The following is a 17,741-nucleotide window of genomic DNA, read 5'->3' as shown; positions in this document are numbered from 1 at the left end:
CCCCTGTATTAGGGGATGGGGGTTAGAACAGAGTTCTTTCCTCCGAGTTAATACTATAATTTATTTATATTTATTCTATATTAGTCGGGCTATTGTGTACTATCCTCTTTCAGTACAGGCAACTTGACTGTAAACTTGGTGCCTTTCCCGATTTCGCTTTCGCATTTGATTTCACCATCGTGCAGATTAATAATCTTTTTTACGTAAGCCAAGCCAAGTCCAAAGCCCTTAACATCATGTACGTTACCCGTATGAACTCGATAGAACTTGTCGAATACCTTTTTGACATTGTCTTTCTTTATTCCAAGTCCGTTATCTTCAATACTGAAACATAGCAGGTTTGTTCCTTCGTTCCAAGTACGTATATGGATATTAATGGGTTCGTCGGGTTTACGATACTTCACTGCATTATCCATTAAATTGGTGATAGCGTTCTGGAAATGAACTTCGTCAACGTAGATTGCAGAGTCGATAGCTTCTATTTCTGTGGTTATATTACCACCAGTGTGTTCTACGCGCAGGTTGAAACTGCTAGCAGTTTGTTCAAGCAGTTCGTTGAGATCCAGTTCTTTCTTCTTGAACGAGGCAGTCTTTCTGTCGAACATCGACATTTGGAGCACTTTCTCTACAAGGAAGCGAAGACGCTTTGACTCGTCGTTAATCACACCGCTGAGGTGTTTCATCATGGACTGACTCTTAGTCACACTGTCATCGTTCATCATCTGAGCAGCCAGCGAGATGCTCGAAATAGGTGTCTTCAACTCGTGAGTCATGTTGTTGATGAAATCGTTTTTAATCTCTGTATAGCGCTTCTGACGGAAGATCACTACTATAGTAAAGATAAATGTTAGCAGCAAAACCATCGTGAATATTAACGCAGGAATCATGAATCTGATTGACGAGAATATGTACGAACTCATGTCTGGGAAGTGTATCTTTACTACGCCCATTCTCGATGAGGGATCATTACGGTAGAGCGTTTGCGTATAGGTATATTCATCACCTTCATCAGAATAATCAGGACAACGGTATATCTCTCGTCCATCGGCTGTAGATACAGTAAAGTGATAGGGGATGCTGATGCCGTTGTTCATGAGCTCGGAGCGGATGTCCTGGTCCAACAGTTTGAAGTTGACACGCTCTTTTAGTGGTTTCTCGCTTGCCGTATATAAGATATTATAGACCACTTCATCGAGCAGAGCTTTCTGATAGACATATCGATTGCGCACAATCTCTTGGAGTGTCTTGGCTGCTTCAGATTTCTGATTTTTGTCTGAATGCATTATCATTGCTTTTGGCACTGAGGCAGGCTTTGTTGTAAAAGTCTTGAGTTCAAAAGCAGAATAGAATGTACCGTCGTCAGCAGAAACAGAGAATTGATGAGCATGCTGGATGGAGCCATCAAGGCTGTTTACAATGACGGAGTCTTGTGTGAATGCTTTTCGTTCTACTTCGTTAACGTCCTTCTCCAAATAGCGAAGTGTCTCATTCAGCTCCAAGTTGCGTGATGCCTGATAGAGGCTACGTGTCACGCTCTCGTCGAATTGCTCCTTCTTCATCTTCGCCATCTCTTCGATGTAGGAGATTTGCAAATAAAGCAATCCTAAGAACGAAGTTCCCATCACGGCTGCTATAATCCATATCGTAGATTTCTTCATCTTTTCTGCTATTTAATAACGATGTCGCAAAGATAAGTGAAATTCAACACCATAGTTCTTTTTAAGTTAATTATTTCTGTTAATTTTAACAATATTAACACGAAACAATATTGTTGATTGCTTATATATTACTAAATATTGTACCCTTGATGTAAATAAAGAGACCTTGGGCTTATAATGCCTAAGGTCTCTTTGTATGATAACTTCGTATGAAGTGAATTATTAGTCTTCGTCTTTGAGCTCAGCTTCGTGCTCCTTAATAAGTTGCTGTTGGATATCGTTTGGCACGAGTTCGTAGCTAGCAAACTTTGTTGTAAAGGATGCACGACCACCAGTGATCGAACTTAGTGCGATAGAGTAGTTAGAAAGCTCCTTTAAAGGTATCTTGGCAGATAACTTCTGATAGCCTGCCTCTGAGTCCATTCCCATAATGATGGCACGACGTCCTTGGAGGTCGCTCATTACATCGCCCATATAATCGGATGGTACATATACCTCAAGGTCATAAATAGGTTCAAGAACCTTTGGACCTGCTTCGCGGAATGCAGCCGAGAAAGCATTGCGAGCTGCAAGCATAAATGAGAGCTCGTTAGAGTCTACTGGGTGCATCTTACCATCGTAAACAATCACTCGAACATCACGGGCGTACGAACCTGTCAGTGGTCCTTGCTCCATGCGTTCCATCACACCTTTTAGGATGGCAGGCATGAAACGCATATCAATTGCACCACCTACTACAGAGTTGATGAATACCAATTTGCCGCCCCATTCTAAGTCAATCTCTTCCTTACCTTTGATGTTCATCTTGAACTCCTGGCCATTGATCTTGAATGATGTGGGATCGGGCATACCGTCTGCATATGGCTCTACAATCAGGTGTACCTCACCAAACTGTCCGGCACCGCCTGATTGTTTCTTATGACGATAGTCTGCACGAGCCATTTTGGTGATAGTCTCACGATATGGTATTTTGGGCTCCAAATATTCAATCTTGATTTTCTCGTTGTTCTCCATACGCCATTTTAAAGTGCGCAGATGGAACTCGCCCTGTCCGTGAACAATAATTTGGCGTAATTCCTTCGACTGCTCTACAACCCAAGTTGGATCTTCCTGACGCATCTTTGTAAGAGCAACCATCATCTTTTCTGTTTCTGCTTCGTTTACAGCTTTGATGGCACGTGAGTACTTAGAATTAGGATACTTGATGAAGTCGTAGCGCCACTCGCAATCTTTGCCGTTTAGGGCATTGCCAGTTTTGACATCTTTAAGTTTTACCGTACAGCCGATATCGCCAGCTTTTAGTTCGTCAACAGGAATGCGGTTGGCTCCGGCACAAGCATAAATGGTACCGATACGTTCTTTAGAACCTCGATCGGCATTGGTCAGGTCATCACCACTTTTTACCGATCCACTCATCACTTTGAAGTATTGTACTTCACCAATATGAGGTTCAACACCAGTTTTGAAGAAATAGAGTGAAGCAGGACCAGCGGCATCAGGGGTAACCTCTTCGCCGCGTGTATTACGCACTTTTGGCATCTCGCTAACGAAAGGAACCACGTTGCCTAGGAATTCCATCAGGCGTCGAACACCCATATCCTTGCCTGCGCATACACAGAATACAGGGAAGATGCTGCGGGTCACAAGTCCTTTACGGATACCTTCGCGCATCTCGTCTTCTGTCAAGCTCTCACTTTCAAAGAATTTCTCCATGAGAGTGTCGTCGTTGGCAGCAGCTGCCTCTACGAGGGCGGCATGAAGTTCTTTAGCTTTCTCCATCTGGTCAGCTGGAATATCTTCAATGATGGGGGCACCACCTTCAGGTTTCCATGAGTATTTCTTCATCAGAAGTACGTCAATGACTGCATTGAAGTCGGGACCGGTAGATATGGGATACTGCACAGGAACACATTTCTCGCCATAGATTTCCTTCATGTTGTTCAGAATGGTATCGAAGTCGCAATGCTCTTTATCAAGCTGGTTTACCAGGAAGATGACAGGCTTTTGCAACTTATCAGTATAACGAAATGCATTCTGTGTTCCAACCTCTGGACCATACTGACCATTAATCAGAATGACAGCCTGGTCTGTGACGTTCAGTGCTGTGATTGCACCACCTACAAAGTCGTCGGAACCTGGGCAGTCTATAATATTTAATTTCTTGTTGTTCCATTCTACATGAAAAACAGTAGAGAACACCGAGTAGCCATATTCCTGTTCTACGGGGAAATAATCGCTCATGGTGTTCTTACCCTCTACGGTGCCGCGACGCTTAATAATGCCGGCCTCGTAAACCATTGCTTCGGCAAGAGTAGTCTTGCCGCTACCCGCACTGCCAAGCAATGCAATGTTTTTAATCTCGTTGGTCTGATAAACTTTCATTAGTGTTACAGGTTTTAGTTATTAATAATTTATTGGTAATTCTCTTCTCGCCCTTAGGTTTGAGGCCTCTAAAGTACGCATTTTCTGCCTAAATACCAAAAAAAACTTTTGAAAATTAAACAAAATTAGTAATTTTGTAGCGATTATGGCAGGACTATATATTCATATTCCCTTTTGCGCGAGTCGTTGTGTGTATTGTGGCTTCTTTTCGACCACGCAACTTGACTTATCTCAGAGATACGTAGATGCATTGTGTAAAGAGATGCAATGCAGACAATCTCAGCAGATAATCTCTACCATTTATCTTGGTGGTGGTACACCCTCGCAACTCTCTTCTCAGCAACTTAAGCAGCTCTTTTCATATATATATAAGGTGTATCGTGTAGACCCTTTAGCAGAGGTGACGATGGAATGTAATCCAGATGACGTAACACAACAGTTTATAGAGTCGCTAAGCGAATTGCCTGTCAACAGAGTGTCAATGGGTGTACAGACGTTTAATAATGATCGTCTGCGCTTTTTGCGTCGCCGTCATAATGCTGATCAAATTGCTCCATCTGTCGAGTTGCTGCGAAGGGCCGGTGTTTCCAATATAAGTATTGATCTGATGTATGGTTTCCCTCAGCAAACTCTTTCTGAGTGGCTCCTCGATATTAACAAGGCATTATCTCTTGATGTAGAACATTTGTCGGCCTATGCCCTGCAATATGAGGAGGGAACAGCACTTTATAGAATGCTGGAGAAAGGAGAGGTGAACGAGATTGATGAAGAATTAGAGCGTCAAATGTATTTTGAACTTATTGATCGCCTTGCTTCTGCGGGTTACGAACATTACGAAATCAGTAATTTTGCCCGTATAGGCTGTCGCTCACGCCATAATTCCAGTTATTGGAATCAAACACCATATATAGGACTTGGGGCTGCGGCTCATAGCTATGATGGATTCAAACGCCAATGGAATGTATCAAGCCTTTCGGAATATTTGGAAGGAATTGAGAGCGGTTTACAGCATGTGGACTTCGAAGAGTTAGATGAGTCAACTCGCTATAATGACTTGGTAATGACAGCACTACGTACCTGTGACGGGCTCTCGTTGCAACTACTCACACCTCAACAGCGCCAGTACTGTTTGAGCATGTCTCAGAAATACCTTTCGAATGGTTGGCTTAAATTAGTTGACAACCATTTGATACTGACGCGTGAGGGGCTTTTCGTTAGCGATATGATTATGGCAGAACTCATGAAGGTATGAGTTGCTGCCAATCAGAAGGGTGCGTCCCCAGGTGGTGGCGGTAGTGGACTTCCTCCAAAGGGGTCAAAATTATCTGGAATATTATTCTCACCATTGACGCGCGATCCAAGAATTTCACCTCCACCATCTTGTGGCGCTCGGTTTTCCAAACGTGTGTCTTCAGGATTCTCAAATCGAGTGTATTCACCGCGGAAGGTCAATAGCACATCACCTGTTGCACCTTTACGGTGCTTGGCAATAATAATTTGTGCCATGCCATGTAGGTCGCGTCCATTGTCATCTTGGAAAATATGATAATATTCAGGACGATGGACAAACAATACCATATCGGCATCCTGCTCAATGGCTCCCGACTCACGCAGGTCGCTCAGTTGCGGGCGCTTACCTTCCAAACCTTCACGACTTTCCACGCCACGATTCAACTGTGACAGAGCCAAAATAGGCACGTCAAGCTCTTTGGCTAATCCTTTGAGCGAACGTGAAATGGTCGACACTTCTTCCTGTCGTGAAGAAAAACGCATGCCATTTGCATTCATCAACTGAAGATAGTCAATCATGATGATTTTTACGCCATGCTCGCGCACCAATCGGCGAGCTTTAGTACGTAGTTCGAATACAGAAAGACCAGGGGTGTCATCTACATAGAGTGGGGCACCTAGCAAACCATTGATGCGTTTATCCAAACGATCCCATTCGTCAGGTTGAAGTTGTCCGTTTAGAATTTTTGAACCTTGAATTTCACAACAGTTCGATATCAGACGGTTTACCAGCTGCACATTCGACATCTCAAGTGAGAAGAATGCCATAGGAACCTGATAGTCGGCTGCAATATTCTTGGCCATAGAGAGCGCAAATGACGTTTTACCCATGGCAGGTCGTCCGGCAATGATGACAAGGTCACTGGCCTGCCAGCCACTGGTCATATCGTCCAATTTATGATAACCTGTGGGCACTCCCGTCAAACCGCCAGAATTACCAGCTGCTTTCTGTATGGCTTGCATTGCCTGACCTACAACTGGATCAATTTGGGTGTAGTCCTTCTTCATGTTTTTCTGAGAAAGTTCGAAGAGGGCACCCTCTGCCTGCTGCATCAGTTCGTCAACATCAATTGTCTCATCGAACGCTTTTGTTTCAATATCACCGGCAAACTGGATGAGTTGACGTGCCAAGAACTTCTGAGCTACAATACGAGCATGGTAGTCAACGTGAGCAGAAGAAGCAATACGTGTCGATATCTCAGCAATATAGCTCGGACCACCAGCCTCTTCCAGTTGTCCGTTCTTTGCCATTTGCTCAGTTACGGTCAGTACGTCAACCGGTTTCTCTGCCATCGCGAGGTCACGGATAGCAGTATAGATCATCTGGTGACGTGGATCGTAGAAACTCTCAGGGAAGAGCATCTCGCAAACCACCGAATATGCATCTTTGTCAATGAGCAAGGCACCAAGTACGGCACGCTCTATGTCAAGTGCCTGTGGCTGCAGGTGTGCATAGGTGTTGTCCACTGGCTGTTGCTTTCTACTACGTCTTTTGGTTGTATTTTGTTCTGGCATACTAATTATAGCGTTTGAATTGCAAAGGTACGTATTTTTTTTGATATGGTTTGTCTTTTTCCGTGAAAATGATTACTTTTGCACCAATAAATAAATATAAGATGATTATTTTTCCTATAGCAAAGATAAACCTTGGTTTAAATGTGGTTGAACGTCGTACAGATGGATATCATAATCTGGAGACGGTGTTTTTTCCTGTTGCGCTGAAAGATGCGCTCGAGGTAACAGTGATGGACGAAGCATTTCCATCTGATTATGATTGTGACTTAAAGGTGTCGAACATTGCGATAGAGGGAGATGAACAAAAGAATCTTGTGGTTAAGGCCTATAACCTACTAAAACAAGATTTTCCTCAGATGCCTCGCGTGCATGCTCATTTATATAAGGCTATACCTACGCAAGCCGGAATGGGTGGAGGTAGTAGCGACTGTGCGGCAATGCTAGTGTTGCTGAACAGAATGTTTGAGCTTGGACTCACCGAGCAACAACTTATTGGCTATGCGGCCCGTTTGGGTGCCGATTGCGCATTTTTTGTGTTGAATACACCATCTTATGCCGAGGGGATAGGCGAACAACTTATGCCTATTGATCTCAGTTTAGATGATTATTGGCTAGCAGTGGTACGTGCAGATATTCCCGTACCAACGAAAGAAGCATTTTCGTTGATCACTCCCGCTCGTCCAGAAAAGAACTGTAGGGATGTTGTCCAGCAGCCAATCAGTTCATGGCGACATGATTTGAAAAACGATTTCGAAAAGAGTGTTTTTGCTTTACATCCTGAAATTGGTGCTATCAAACAACGTCTCTACGATATGGGTGCTGAATATGCCGCAATGAGTGGCAGTGGAAGTGCTGTATTTGGCATTTTCAGTCATGAGCCATCGCTGGAATCTGAATTTGATGGGATGTTCAAGCAGATTTTAAAACTCTAATCCTCTACGATGCCCGCCTTTTGCCATTGTTCAATGAGCTGGTTAACATCTTGAGCGGCATCTTCTCTGCTGACTTCGTATTCTTCTAATAGTAAATCTATCAGAGTGTTGGCTGTAAAGTCAATGCTCTGAACTTTATTCCACAGGTATGCAGCCGATTCGTTCATGCTGATGATACGACTGAAGTCAATATTCTCTATACCTTCAGCTACAATCACATTTTCACCGCATATGTTGCGAAGTCTAAATCCTCTTTTTGTTTTCATATCCTTTTTATTCGTTTATTATCAGTCAAGATGTTTGTCTTCTCCATCTACGTGGTATGTGTGGATGCATAGCAAACAATAGATAGCGTCGAATGGAGTAGAGACGTGTCCACCACCATGAGTATATACGCCATTTGCAACCGTCGGTACTGTCAAGTTTGTTACGTCCTTTTCGATAGAATCCGATAGCTTTAGCGCGTATGTCTATTATTTTGCAATATTCGTTGTTCAAATTACCATCGCCCCTTAATGTCACATCGTCACCATCAATAACGATAATGCGGTGCAGAACAAAACTACCTTTGGCTATTTCAGCAAGCACGGCATCTCCTACGGCATAGTGTTTGGCTATTTTCAAGAGAGCTTTGTCGCGTCCGTCCTCCAAGAATGGTCGCATACTACGACCACGAAGGGGCAGAGTGACCGTATGTCCTTCCTGCAGCAGATTCACCACCTGAGGCAGGAACTGGTCGTTGTCCATTTGGATTGTTGTTATGGTACGATGGTCTTGTAGCATAGCTGAGCTGCTTCTTCGTTTGGTAGGCAATGAAGCGTGTAGATAGGTATTTTCTCGATTAACTGTGTGAGGTCGTCGCAGAGAAAATTGTGAATATCAGAATCCCACATCATACTTGAACATGCAGGCAAAAGAGAGGCAAATGCTTGTACTGGTCCTAGCTTTTGAATTGAGTTTTCGGGCGCTCTGCAAATAGTGGTAATGGCAGCTAATTGCGTTTTCACATTTCTATAACAGGGTGTCTTTCCGCTCCATGGTGAGCCGTAAATGTAGGCTTTGTTATTGATGATACGTATGATGGGATTGTCGTCGTTCAGCAGTTCTGCTCCGTCGATGTACTTCATCCAAAGTGCCGTGTGTGTGCTCTTGCCAGTGCCGCTCTTAGCAGTAAAAGGGAATCCCCATGCTCCATATTTAATACATGATGCATGTATCAGCATGGTGTGATGATAGGCACCAGCGAAGGCATAAATGAGCATCAACGCATCATTCAGTCCGAATGAGCGCATGGTCCAATCACCATTAAGTGCACATTGGCACTCATTGAATGTTCTGTTGCTTATCAGTAAGCAACAGTCGCGACCATGTGTATCTCGTATGACATACTGATAACCTCCGTCACTCAACTGATAAACAATTGTGTCGCCATTTCCTGTGTCAAACTTTCGTACCAGCGTTTTGTCCTTTCTAGGCGATAGCGTGTCGTCAATGGTTAATGTGAAGAGAAGTTCTTCTTGTGGCGCATTTGTACTAAACTGACAGAACGATGGCAACAGTTCCATCGTGTTCTTCTGCCCATCAGTAAAGTTGATGCAGATGTTGTGTTCAGCTATTGTGAAATAGTGACTATTTCTCATCTTCGCTGGCGTCGTATGCCATGAATTTGAAGTCGCCACTTTTCAGATGACGCAGGTCGAAGTGTGCCTTTCCGTCCTTGCCAGGCATGTATAGACGCTTCATCTTGAGATATTTCTTCTCAAGTTTGGAGCGCTGCTTATTATAGAATACGATACAAGTGCGATGGGGCATCTGCTGCTGTTCCAAGTAATCACGCAGCTGATATGAATAGTTGTCTCGGCCAGCCAGAAATTTTGTTTTCTTGTCTATCCAAGCGCTGTCAACTTCCTGAATGTCTGTGAAGTGTACAATTGTGTCGTTGAAAGACGCTGCTACGCCAAAGACATACATCTTAGGCACTACTACTTTTTTCGCCTTAATAGTTGTGGCAGTTCCAAATAAGGCTGCCAACATCATAATGAGTGTTAGATGTTTCAAAACTTTCTATTTACTTGTGTGTTAATACTCTATTGAAATCGCTTTTATGCCCCTAAATAGCTGAGTAAGACCTTGTTCTTAGCGTTGCAACGCAGCCGTCGAATAGCTTTTTCTTTAATTTGTCTCACTCGTTCGCGCGTCAAACCAAATCGCACACCAATCTCCTCTAATGTCATCTCTGGCTGATCTATGCCAAAGAATGCCATAATGATATTGCGTTCGCGCTCGTTCAGTTCCTTCAGCACATCTCTTATTTCCGACTGTAACGATTCTCTTACCAGTTCGCGGTCGGCCGATGGTGAATTGTCGTTCACTAGTACATCCAGCAATGAGCTTTCTTCTCCGTCGGCAAAAGGGGCATCTACCGACACTTGCTTTCCGGAAATATTGATGGCTTCATCAATTTTCTCCATGGGCAAATCTATGTGTTCTGACAACTCACGAGCAGAAGGTCTGCGTTCGTTCTCTTGTTCGAACTTACTAGCCACTCGGTTTATCTTATTCATCGAGCCCACCTGGTTTAGTGGCAATCTCACTATTCGACTCTGTTCAGCGATGGCTTGCAGTATGCTTTGCCTAATCCACCACACAGCATAGGAGATGAATTTAAATCCGCGTGTCTCATCGAATTTCTCGGCGGCTTTGATGAGTCCCAGATTACCTTCGTTAATGAGGTCGGGTAGGGACAGTCCCTGGTTCTGGTACTGCTTAGCTACCGAGACTACGAATCTCAGATTAGCCTTTGTTAACTTCTCTAGCGCTTTCCTGTCGCCTTTGCGAATCAGTTGGGCAAGTTCAACTTCTTCCTCCGTGCTGATCATCGACTCTTTGCCGATTTCTTGGAGGTATTTGTCGAGAGCTTCGCTCTCACGGTTAGTGATTGATTTGGTAATTTTAAGTTGTCTCATCAGGTACCAGTGTTAAAGTCTATAGAGCGCAAAGATAGTAAAGAGAAAGGAGGAAAAAGTGTTTTGTCTTAACTTTTTTCCTCCTTTTAATAACTTTTAACAATACAATGCGTTTACTCGCTCAATTGTACAACGAAATAGCCGCGTTTTCCTGTGGGGAACAGACCTTTGATGATCAGCACAGGCTCTTTCGAAGTTGAAGCTTCTTTAACTACCTCTTGAAGGTCTTCGACAGACTTAATTTGTTCGTCGTTTACGCGCTGAATGATGAAGCCCTTGGGGATGCCTGCTTCTTTCATTTTGCCAGCATTCACTTTCAGTACCTCCAATCCGTAGCTGATCTCAAGCTGTTCCTTCTGTGCTTTCGTGATTTCGCGGAAGTCTGCTCCCAGTACATCCATGTCGGCATTCTTCACTACCTTGGTATTGCCTTGCTCATTGCGCAAAGTGACAGTCTTCGTCTGTTTCTTTTTGTTGTGCAAGTAGGTCAGGGTTACCTTGTCGCCAGGACGCTTCTGAGCCAGGATACCAGTGAGCTCACCATATTTGGTCAGTTTCTTGCCGTCCACCTCGATGATGATATCACCCTTTTCGATACCTGCCTCTGCAGCAGCGCTTTCCTCTAATACTTCACCTACATAGATACCTTCCATTGTGCCGTAGTCGGTAGGCTCCTTGCCTTCTTCTTTTTCGAGGTCCACCTGGGCCTTGACGTCGTGTCCGCCAATACCAATCATGGCGCGCTGTACGGTGCCATACTTCTTCAGGTCTTCTACCACCTTGTTCATCATAGCAGTAGGAATGGCGAATCCGTAGCCGCTATAAGAACCAGTCTGTGAATAAAGCATAGCGTTGATACCAACCAATTCACCATTGGTGTTGACCAAGGCACCACCCGAGTTACCTGCATTGATGGCTGCGTCGGTCTGTATGAAGCTCTCTACGCCATTGGCGCCCAGTGTACGAGCCTTAGCTGAGATAATACCAGCGGTCACTGTATTGTTCAGTCCCAGAGGATTGCCGATGGCTAAAACCCATTCGCCCACTTTCACATTGTCGCTATTGGCTATGCGGATGGCTGGCAGGTTCTTACCGTCAATCTTTATAAGAGCCAAGTCGGTGGTCTTGTCGGCTCCGATGATGCGTGCTGAATATTCCTTACTGTCAGACAAGGTGACGGTCAGTTCGTCGGCACCGTCCACCACGTGGTTGTTGGTCACAATGTAGCCATCGGTTGAAATGATAACACCACTACCTGTGGCAGTTTTTTTAGGTGTCTGCACCTTCTGTTTGTGTGTACCTCCCTGTCCGCGCTGTCCGCGTCCGAAGAATCCGCCGAATGGGTCAGAGAAAAAATCCTCAAAGGGGTCGCTTTGCACCTCTACGGTCTGGATTTTTGAGTTCTGCACATACTTGATATGTACAACAGTTGGGAGCGCTTTTTCTGCAGCGTATGTCAAATCTACTGGCTGTGCGGCCGGCAGGTTAGAGATTTCTGTGGTCTCCGGATTTGCAGCCAGCACATTGGCTGCGTTTGTCTGGTTAAAAGCTGCTACCGAGAATACGATGGCCGTCAAGCTGAGGGCCGGGATAACATAATTAGCAATCTTTTTCTTATCCATAATCTTCATATTAGTGTTAATGTTTATAATTTCGTGTAATCCTTTGATGCAAATATATGGGCAAAAGTTTAAAAACTGACAATATGTCCGTTCTTTTTGTTTGATTTTAACATTTCGTGCCACGCCTTTAATGTCCGTTTGCGACTGCCAACAGTATTTTTACATTCATTTAATTCTTTAAATTAAACAAAAATTAGCATCATTCAAAAAAAAGTATTACCTTTGCACACGCGAAAGCAGCGTTCCGGCTTGCCGCTGGTGTTTCTGAAAGGAGAGACGAGAGGAAAGTCCGGGCAGTATAGGGTGCTCCACTTCTGAAAGTAGAAGCAGTTGGCGACAGCTGGATATGGAAGAAGAAAATAACCGCCTCATATTTATATAAGGTAAGGGTGAGAAGGTGGTGTAAGAGACCACCAGCCAGCGGGTGATCGTTGGGCTGTTCCATCTGGAGACTGCAAGTTCATGTATACCATCGCCAGTTGAGGGTTGCCCGCTCGAGTTCCTTTGAGGATGCGATGGAGGGTAGAACGCTAGAGACGTATGGTGACGTACGTAGTAGATAAATGGCAGGCGCTGACTTTTTGTCAGTACAGAACCCGGCTTATAGGGGCGCTGCTTTCGTTTTTTCTCTTTACGCTACATGATTAACCTCGATGAAATCAAAAGTTAGAAATCTTCAACAGTTGCCCGTTTATAAAATAGCCTATCTGGCTATTCGCTTTTTTACGAAGGAGCGTGTGGTTAATCAGGCTTCGGCTCTGACATACAGTACGCTGTTGGCTATTGTGCCTATCATGGCGGTTATCTTTGCCATAGCCCGTGGTTTTGGCTACAATCGTTATATAGAGCTATGGTTTCGCGATGCCTTCTCGTCGCAACCCCAAGTGGCTGAGGTTATCATAGGTTTTGTCAATAGCTACTTGGTGCACACCAAGAGTGGTATCTTCTTGGGCGTAGGTCTTATCTTTATGCTTTACACCGTGATGCTGCTGGTAAATCACATTGAGATTGCTTTCAACGAGATTTGGCAGGTGAAGAGAAAGCGCAGTATTTTTCGTACTGTAACCGATTATTTCGCCATGTTCTTCCTGTTTCCCATTTTTATTGTTATCTCTACCGGTCTCAGCCTTTTCTTAGCCACGATGGCCGATTCGATGACCGATTTCCTATTATTGGGATCGTTTGTCAGGAAACTCATAGATATGTCGCCCTATATCCTCATGTCGCTATTGTTCATTGGGTTATATGTGTTTATGCCCAATACGCATGTCAAAGTTAAGAATGCAATTATCCCAGGCATATTGTCGGGCATAGCCATGCAGCTGGTTCAGTTCTTCTATATTCATTCTCAGATGTGGGTCACGGGGTATAATGCCATTTATGGTTCGTTTGCTGCGCTACCTATGTTTATGTTGTGGGTACAAATCTCCTGGACCATCTGTCTTTTTGGAGCCGAGTTGACTTATACTTCGCAGAACCTTGACTACTATGTCTATAATGGTCGTACAGAGGATATTAGCCATCGCTATCAGCTCATGCTTAGTGCCTTGCTCATGAGCATCGTGTGCCGCCGTTTTGCCGACGGGCGCCGTGGGCCTACAGCCGAAGAACTGCGACAGTCGTCAGGCATTCCCATTCGTGTGGTTTATGACCTGTTGTATCAATTGCAAGAAGCGCGTCTGTTGATAGAGATCACTCCTGATGAGAAAGGTGATGAGTCGCGCTATCTTCCAGCCGAAAGTCTTGACAACCTGAGCGTGGGTGTGATGGTAGATCGGCTGGAAGCACAAGGACGATGGCAGCTTAACTTGCCTGTAGCCAACTTGCTGACTGACGAGTGGGTACGAGCTGTTGTTCAGCGTAATGCCTACCTGCGTCAAGCTCGCGACATCCGTCTAGAGTCGCTCTATAAGGGTGAATAAAAACACTTGTGCGATGCCTCTTTCGTTTGGGAGGCATCGCACAGCTATTCATATAAGAAAATAGTCTAGTATAATAATTTGAGATAAAGATAGAGGTTATAATATACCACTATACTCGTTGCTAACTGCTTGACACACAAATGTCTTCAGTTGAAGATATACTAACTACAATAAGGGTTGATTCTTATAATTAGTTAATAGCGGTCAGGTTTGTTTTTTGAATACTTTGCAAAGGTACTAAGTTTTTTGCTATTAACCAAACCACATCTCATTATTCTTGGTTGTTATGTCAAAAATTAGAGAACATGGATCGAAATTGCAAAGAAAAATAAGGGAGCGCAGAGTTAAAAAATTCAATGTGCTCCCTCTTTTATTAATGCGCTCCTTCTATCTCAATATCTCCGATGCGCACATATCCGTCTGCACCGCCGTTAGTGACGTTCAGTCGTACATATCGTGCCTGTGTGGGCGTGATGTTGGCTTCGGTCACAGGGGCTGTGTTGCCGGTATAGGTGCCAATGGTGGTCCATGTCTCACCGTCCATACTGAGCTCAATAGTGAAATCACGTGTGTTTAGTTCTGGGTCGAGTCCAGATGTCTCTGCATGGCGTATCACATAGCGGCTGATTTCGTAGGGCTCTTGAAAATCCATCTGTATCCATCCTTGATTTTTCGACTGTCTTGAAATCCATGTGTTGCTTGATGATGGTGACCCGTCTGCAGCATATCTTGCAGGCGTCTTGGCAGAGGAACAGGTGATCTTCATGTCTTGCAGCATGGTGATGTTGAATGGTAGATGATTTGCTTCGCGATAGTAGCTGAACCAATGGTCGGCACGCACGATGCTAACGTTGCCTGGCGAAAGCGTATTGAGCTTATCTTTAAGAGCTACCAGCTTATCTGGGCCTACGTCCCACACGGTGACCTGTCCTGTGACGAACATAGGTTTGGTGCCGTCAAAGTTCTTAATGTCTCGATTGAAGAAGTCTGTGACCACATCTGTGCTATTGGCGTAGCATGGATATTGTGGCGCAATAGGCAGTGTACCCGATTGAATCGATCCCTGGAGTCGGCCGTTTTGTCGTTCCCAGTCGTTGATGGTCAATCCATAAAGGTACGAGCAATTGTTGGCATAGCAGCTGCCATGGTTGTTGTGGATGTTGTCCCAGATGGTGATGACGCGTAGCCCAGTTTTCTCAAGGTATCGTTGTGTGAGCTGCGTGTATTTGTTAAACGGTTCAGTCTTGACAATGTGGCTATAATATTTATTATTGTGGGCATCGTAAGGCATAGCGTAGCCGAGTCCTGAAGGGCCACAGACAAAGCAGTCGTTGTTTGACGCCTTACCATAGTAGTAGTTCAGCATGGCTGGCGCAAAGTCTGCCAAAGCAGGGCTAATGGTCCAGTTCATCGGCATCTGTCCTCGGCCGCCTTGCTCGAAAATCTTTGCCATTGCATGCTGGCAATACTGTATGTTGTCGCCATCACTGATATATACGGCTGCATAAATCTTATTTTCCAGCTTGGGACGTTGGGGCACAGGAGCAATCTTGATAGGAGTGTTGACAGCAGAATAGACAGTAGCATTTTCAAAGAAGTCGGCAGGCACGGTTGACAGTCCGTATTTGGTAGCTTCGCCAACACCCGATCGTTCTTCGGGATACCATCCCAGCACGATGTCGCGTCCAGGGGTCATGTCCTTTAACATCTTGTCCATCACCTCACGTTCGTCCTTTTGGCGTGGGTCTAGCCAGATGCAAGCAGATCCGCACGCAGCACCGATGTCGTGCACATAGGGAATCGTGGGATTCAGGCTTATCAGAAGTCGATGGTTGCAGCGCTGCCAGTAGTTGTCGTAGAGGTAGGTATAGATGTCTGCGGCAGTACTCATGGTGAGTTGTGTAAGATTAACCACCACAGGGAGTTGAATGCCATTAGCTTCCAGCTTTTCTTTAATTTCTGATGTCACCGGTAGCAACCTGTCGAGTCCACCAATAGTGACGGCCAGATTAGCATAGTGGTCGCTCAGTTGATTACTATAGAGCACCAGTCCGTTGAGCTCTTCCATATAAGACTTCACCAGTTCGTAGGGATTCCCTGTTGAAATGGCACTCGTTCTCAGTCCGTTGGCAGATGGCCATGTGCTTTGTGGCTCTTCATTGTGGTTATAGAGCAGAATACGTGGACAGGTGCGGTTGACGATGCCTTGCAGTGTGCAGAACATCACGCGTTCGGCATTGCCCAGTCGTGCGGCAGGCATGTCGAGCGTCTTGATCGTAGAGGCCGGTGGTAACAGATGTGGCAGCAGTCGATCGTCGGGCCAAATCAGCTCGTCTGTTTCCAGAATGTGCTGTCCCATACTGTTGGTATGATAGAGTGTGTCAGCAAACGAAATGTCCTTCACCTCGTCCACACTGGTGCGCATCTGTGCACCGTTGATCAGTTTCATGATCATGGTTGCAGGCTGGCTCTGGGTTTCACTCGAAGGTTGTTGCAGATGGTTAATGTCAAATGGTAGAAACTTGATTTGGTCTAGTTCTGCTACTCGTGTTTTACTACTGCTACCGTTGGTTTTCAGTATGCTCATCACTTTTTCTTGAGCCTCTATACTATTTAAGGCTCCCAGCAATATAGCAACTGTGATAATGGTTGTTCTCATTTTGTAATACTATTTAGTTAGGTTGGTGCAAAGGTACGAAATAAAAAGAGAAAAGTGCCACTTTAAGAGAAGAAAAGTTACGCTTTTTCTTGTGCAATAATAATTGTTTAATGAATTTAAAGGGCTCAGTAGAAATTTAGGGGTCAAGCGAAAAATCTAAGGGTAATCCTTTTTTTGCGTTTCAGTAGAGGCTCAGCAGATTCTTTAGATTGAAACCAATTAAAGTAGAAATCAGATAGAAAAAGGACTGGATTCCCACCTCCCTCGGGAGGGTCGGGGAGGGGATGTTGGATTGTGTTGTTTTCTCCCCTCCCATGTAGGGGAGGGGTCGGGGGTGGGGTCAGTGTTGTTCTAACTGCCAATGGAGATACAGACCCCACCCCTGCCCCTCCCCTTGAAGGGAGGGGAGTGCCTACGTAGTCAACCAACCCCCTCCCCTTGGGAGGGATGGGGAGGGGTTCCTAGTTCATACAACTAGCCACGCCGAGGCTAGTGGCAATCGCCGTGAGCACGGCGATGATGGTCTGCACGATAAATTTCCAAGTTTCAATTTTGTTTTTCATAGTATTAAATTAATTTGGTTAATAATTTGTGAGCCGCCTGTCGGCGGGAAATTTTCCAGAATTGAAAACAAAATTTTTCATTTTTATTTTTTTTTTCTCGCCTGACACAAGCCGAATGGATAAAAGATCCTGTTTAATTTTGAATCAGATTTTGAAAAATTTCCCTGCGCAGCAGGCTAAAACTTCCGCGATTGAGGCCGCCTACGTCGGGAAGGTATAGCTCGACGGCCGA

At 44.7% G+C, this 17,741-nt stretch carries 14 protein-coding genes and 1 other RNA gene; 4 read left to right on the top strand and 11 right to left on the bottom strand.

The genetic code is table 11. From position 1 onward, the window contains the following. Nucleotides 1–89: 89 nt before the first annotated feature. Both T433_RS0109415 and T433_RS0109410 read right to left on the bottom strand, forming a co-directional pair. Complete coding sequence (locus T433_RS0109415; protein WP_027450449.1) at nucleotides 90–1,658, bottom strand: sensor histidine kinase; 1,569 nt, start codon at nucleotides 1,656–1,658, stop codon at nucleotides 90–92. 222 nt (nucleotides 1,659–1,880) lie between these two features. After that, nucleotides 1,881–4,040 (bottom strand): elongation factor G, encoded by a 2,160-nt coding sequence (locus T433_RS0109410; RefSeq protein ID WP_027450448.1) that lies wholly within the window; start codon nucleotides 4,038–4,040, stop codon nucleotides 1,881–1,883. A gap of 145 nt (nucleotides 4,041–4,185) precedes the next feature. On the opposite strand from T433_RS0109410, the gene hemW reads away from it, so the two are divergent. Next, on the top strand, nucleotides 4,186–5,292 hold the full coding sequence (gene hemW, locus T433_RS0109405) for a radical SAM family heme chaperone HemW (protein ID WP_027450447.1): 1,107 nt from the start codon (nucleotides 4,186–4,188) through the stop codon (nucleotides 5,290–5,292). A gap of 11 nt (nucleotides 5,293–5,303) precedes the next feature. On the opposite strand, the gene dnaB is transcribed toward hemW, so the two are convergent. Then, a complete protein-coding gene (gene dnaB, locus T433_RS0109400) occupies nucleotides 5,304–6,845 on the bottom strand; it encodes a replicative DNA helicase (RefSeq protein ID WP_027450446.1) in 1,542 nt (513 codons plus the stop codon). A 101-nt stretch (nucleotides 6,846–6,946) separates the two neighbouring features. On the opposite strand from dnaB, the gene ispE reads away from it, so the two are divergent. After that, a complete protein-coding gene (gene ispE / locus T433_RS0109395) occupies nucleotides 6,947–7,777 on the top strand; it encodes a 4-(cytidine 5'-diphospho)-2-C-methyl-D-erythritol kinase (protein ID WP_027455622.1) in 831 nt (276 codons plus the stop codon). Here ispE and T433_RS0109390 read toward each other — a convergent pair. From T433_RS0109390 to T433_RS0109365, 6 genes are all read right to left on the bottom strand, one after another. Beyond that, complete coding sequence (locus T433_RS0109390; RefSeq protein ID WP_027455621.1) at nucleotides 7,774–8,043, bottom strand: PqqD family protein; 270 nt, start codon at nucleotides 8,041–8,043, stop codon at nucleotides 7,774–7,776. The two genes, ispE and T433_RS0109390, sit on opposite strands and share 4 nt — an antisense overlap. Nucleotides 8,044–8,068: 25 nt before the next feature. Then, the gene (locus T433_RS15095; protein WP_044109622.1) at nucleotides 8,069–8,560 is read right to left on the bottom strand and encodes a S24/S26 family peptidase; all 492 of its coding nucleotides are present in this window, start codon (nucleotides 8,558–8,560) and stop codon (nucleotides 8,069–8,071) included. Further along, nucleotides 8,536–9,417, bottom strand: coding sequence for a phosphoenolpyruvate carboxykinase (ATP) (locus tag T433_RS0109380; RefSeq protein WP_027455620.1), 882 nt, complete (start codon nucleotides 9,415–9,417; stop codon nucleotides 8,536–8,538). The genes T433_RS15095 and T433_RS0109380 overlap by 25 nt, the downstream gene beginning before the upstream one ends. After that, on the bottom strand, nucleotides 9,407–9,835 hold the full coding sequence (locus T433_RS15090) for an uS11 family ribosomal protein (RefSeq protein WP_155808455.1): 429 nt from the start codon (nucleotides 9,833–9,835) through the stop codon (nucleotides 9,407–9,409). The genes T433_RS0109380 and T433_RS15090 overlap by 11 nt, the downstream gene beginning before the upstream one ends. A gap of 44 nt (nucleotides 9,836–9,879) precedes the next feature. Beyond that, nucleotides 9,880–10,743, bottom strand: coding sequence for a sigma-70 family RNA polymerase sigma factor (locus T433_RS0109370; RefSeq protein WP_027455619.1), 864 nt, complete (start codon nucleotides 10,741–10,743; stop codon nucleotides 9,880–9,882). Between the two features lie 113 nt (nucleotides 10,744–10,856). Then, the gene (locus T433_RS0109365; RefSeq protein ID WP_027455618.1) at nucleotides 10,857–12,365 is read right to left on the bottom strand and encodes a Do family serine endopeptidase; all 1,509 of its coding nucleotides are present in this window, start codon (nucleotides 12,363–12,365) and stop codon (nucleotides 10,857–10,859) included. A gap of 236 nt (nucleotides 12,366–12,601) precedes the next feature. On the opposite strand from T433_RS0109365, the gene rnpB reads away from it, so the two are divergent. Next, nucleotides 12,602–12,985, top strand: an RNA gene (gene rnpB / locus T433_RS15950) — RNase P RNA component class A. Nucleotides 12,986–13,018: 33 nt separating this feature from the next. Next, on the top strand, nucleotides 13,019–14,287 hold the full coding sequence (locus T433_RS15085) for a YihY/virulence factor BrkB family protein (RefSeq protein WP_052357067.1): 1,269 nt from the start codon (nucleotides 13,019–13,021) through the stop codon (nucleotides 14,285–14,287). 373 nt (nucleotides 14,288–14,660) lie between these two features. On the opposite strand, the gene T433_RS15080 is transcribed toward T433_RS15085, so the two are convergent. Together T433_RS15080 and T433_RS16515 are read right to left on the bottom strand one after the other, a co-directional pair. Next, nucleotides 14,661–16,874, bottom strand: coding sequence for a discoidin domain-containing protein (locus T433_RS15080; protein WP_162164192.1), 2,214 nt, complete (start codon nucleotides 16,872–16,874; stop codon nucleotides 14,661–14,663). Between the two features lie 533 nt (nucleotides 16,875–17,407). Beyond that, entirely contained in the window at nucleotides 17,408–17,509 is a 102-nt protein-coding gene (locus T433_RS16515; RefSeq protein WP_155808454.1) for a smalltalk protein, read from the bottom strand. Nucleotides 17,510–17,741: the final 232 nt, after the last annotated feature.

It is taken from the genome of Xylanibacter brevis ATCC 19188 (genome assembly GCF_000621725.1).
GTDB classification, from domain to species: Bacteria; Bacteroidota; Bacteroidia; order Bacteroidales; family Bacteroidaceae; genus Prevotella; species Prevotella brevis.
The sequence above is the reverse complement of the archived record's forward strand: the minus strand, read 5'-3'. Positions and strand labels throughout refer to the sequence as shown.

What these genes read in the sequence shown, in the direction of transcription:
- T433_RS0109390 (WP_027455621.1), bottom strand. Translation starts at nt 8,043, where the DNA reads ATGAAAACAAAAAGAGGATTTAGACTTCGCAACATATGCGGTGAAAAT.
- T433_RS0109365 (WP_027455618.1), bottom strand. Translation starts at nt 12,365, where the DNA reads ATGGATAAGAAAAAGATTGCTAATTATGTTATCCCGGCCCTCAGCTTG.
- T433_RS0109380 (WP_027455620.1), bottom strand. Translation starts at nt 9,417, where the DNA reads ATGAGAAATAGTCACTATTTCACAATAGCTGAACACAACATCTGCATC.
- T433_RS15085 (WP_052357067.1), top strand. Translation starts at nt 13,019, where the DNA reads ATGAAATCAAAAGTTAGAAATCTTCAACAGTTGCCCGTTTATAAAATA.
- T433_RS0109370 (WP_027455619.1), bottom strand. Translation starts at nt 10,743, where the DNA reads ATGAGACAACTTAAAATTACCAAATCAATCACTAACCGTGAGAGCGAA.
- hemW (WP_027450447.1), top strand. Translation starts at nt 4,186, where the DNA reads ATGGCAGGACTATATATTCATATTCCCTTTTGCGCGAGTCGTTGTGTG.
- T433_RS0109410 (WP_027450448.1), bottom strand. Translation starts at nt 4,040, where the DNA reads ATGAAAGTTTATCAGACCAACGAGATTAAAAACATTGCATTGCTTGGC.
- T433_RS15095 (WP_044109622.1), bottom strand. Translation starts at nt 8,560, where the DNA reads ATGCTACAAGACCATCGTACCATAACAACAATCCAAATGGACAACGAC.
- T433_RS16515 (WP_155808454.1), bottom strand. Translation starts at nt 17,509, where the DNA reads ATGAAAAACAAAATTGAAACTTGGAAATTTATCGTGCAGACCATCATC.
- dnaB (WP_027450446.1), bottom strand. Translation starts at nt 6,845, where the DNA reads ATGCCAGAACAAAATACAACCAAAAGACGTAGTAGAAAGCAACAGCCA.
- ispE (WP_027455622.1), top strand. Translation starts at nt 6,947, where the DNA reads ATGATTATTTTTCCTATAGCAAAGATAAACCTTGGTTTAAATGTGGTT.
- T433_RS15080 (WP_162164192.1), bottom strand. Translation starts at nt 16,874, where the DNA reads ATGAGCATACTGAAAACCAACGGTAGCAGTAGTAAAACACGAGTAGCA.
- T433_RS0109415 (WP_027450449.1), bottom strand. Translation starts at nt 1,658, where the DNA reads ATGAAGAAATCTACGATATGGATTATAGCAGCCGTGATGGGAACTTCG.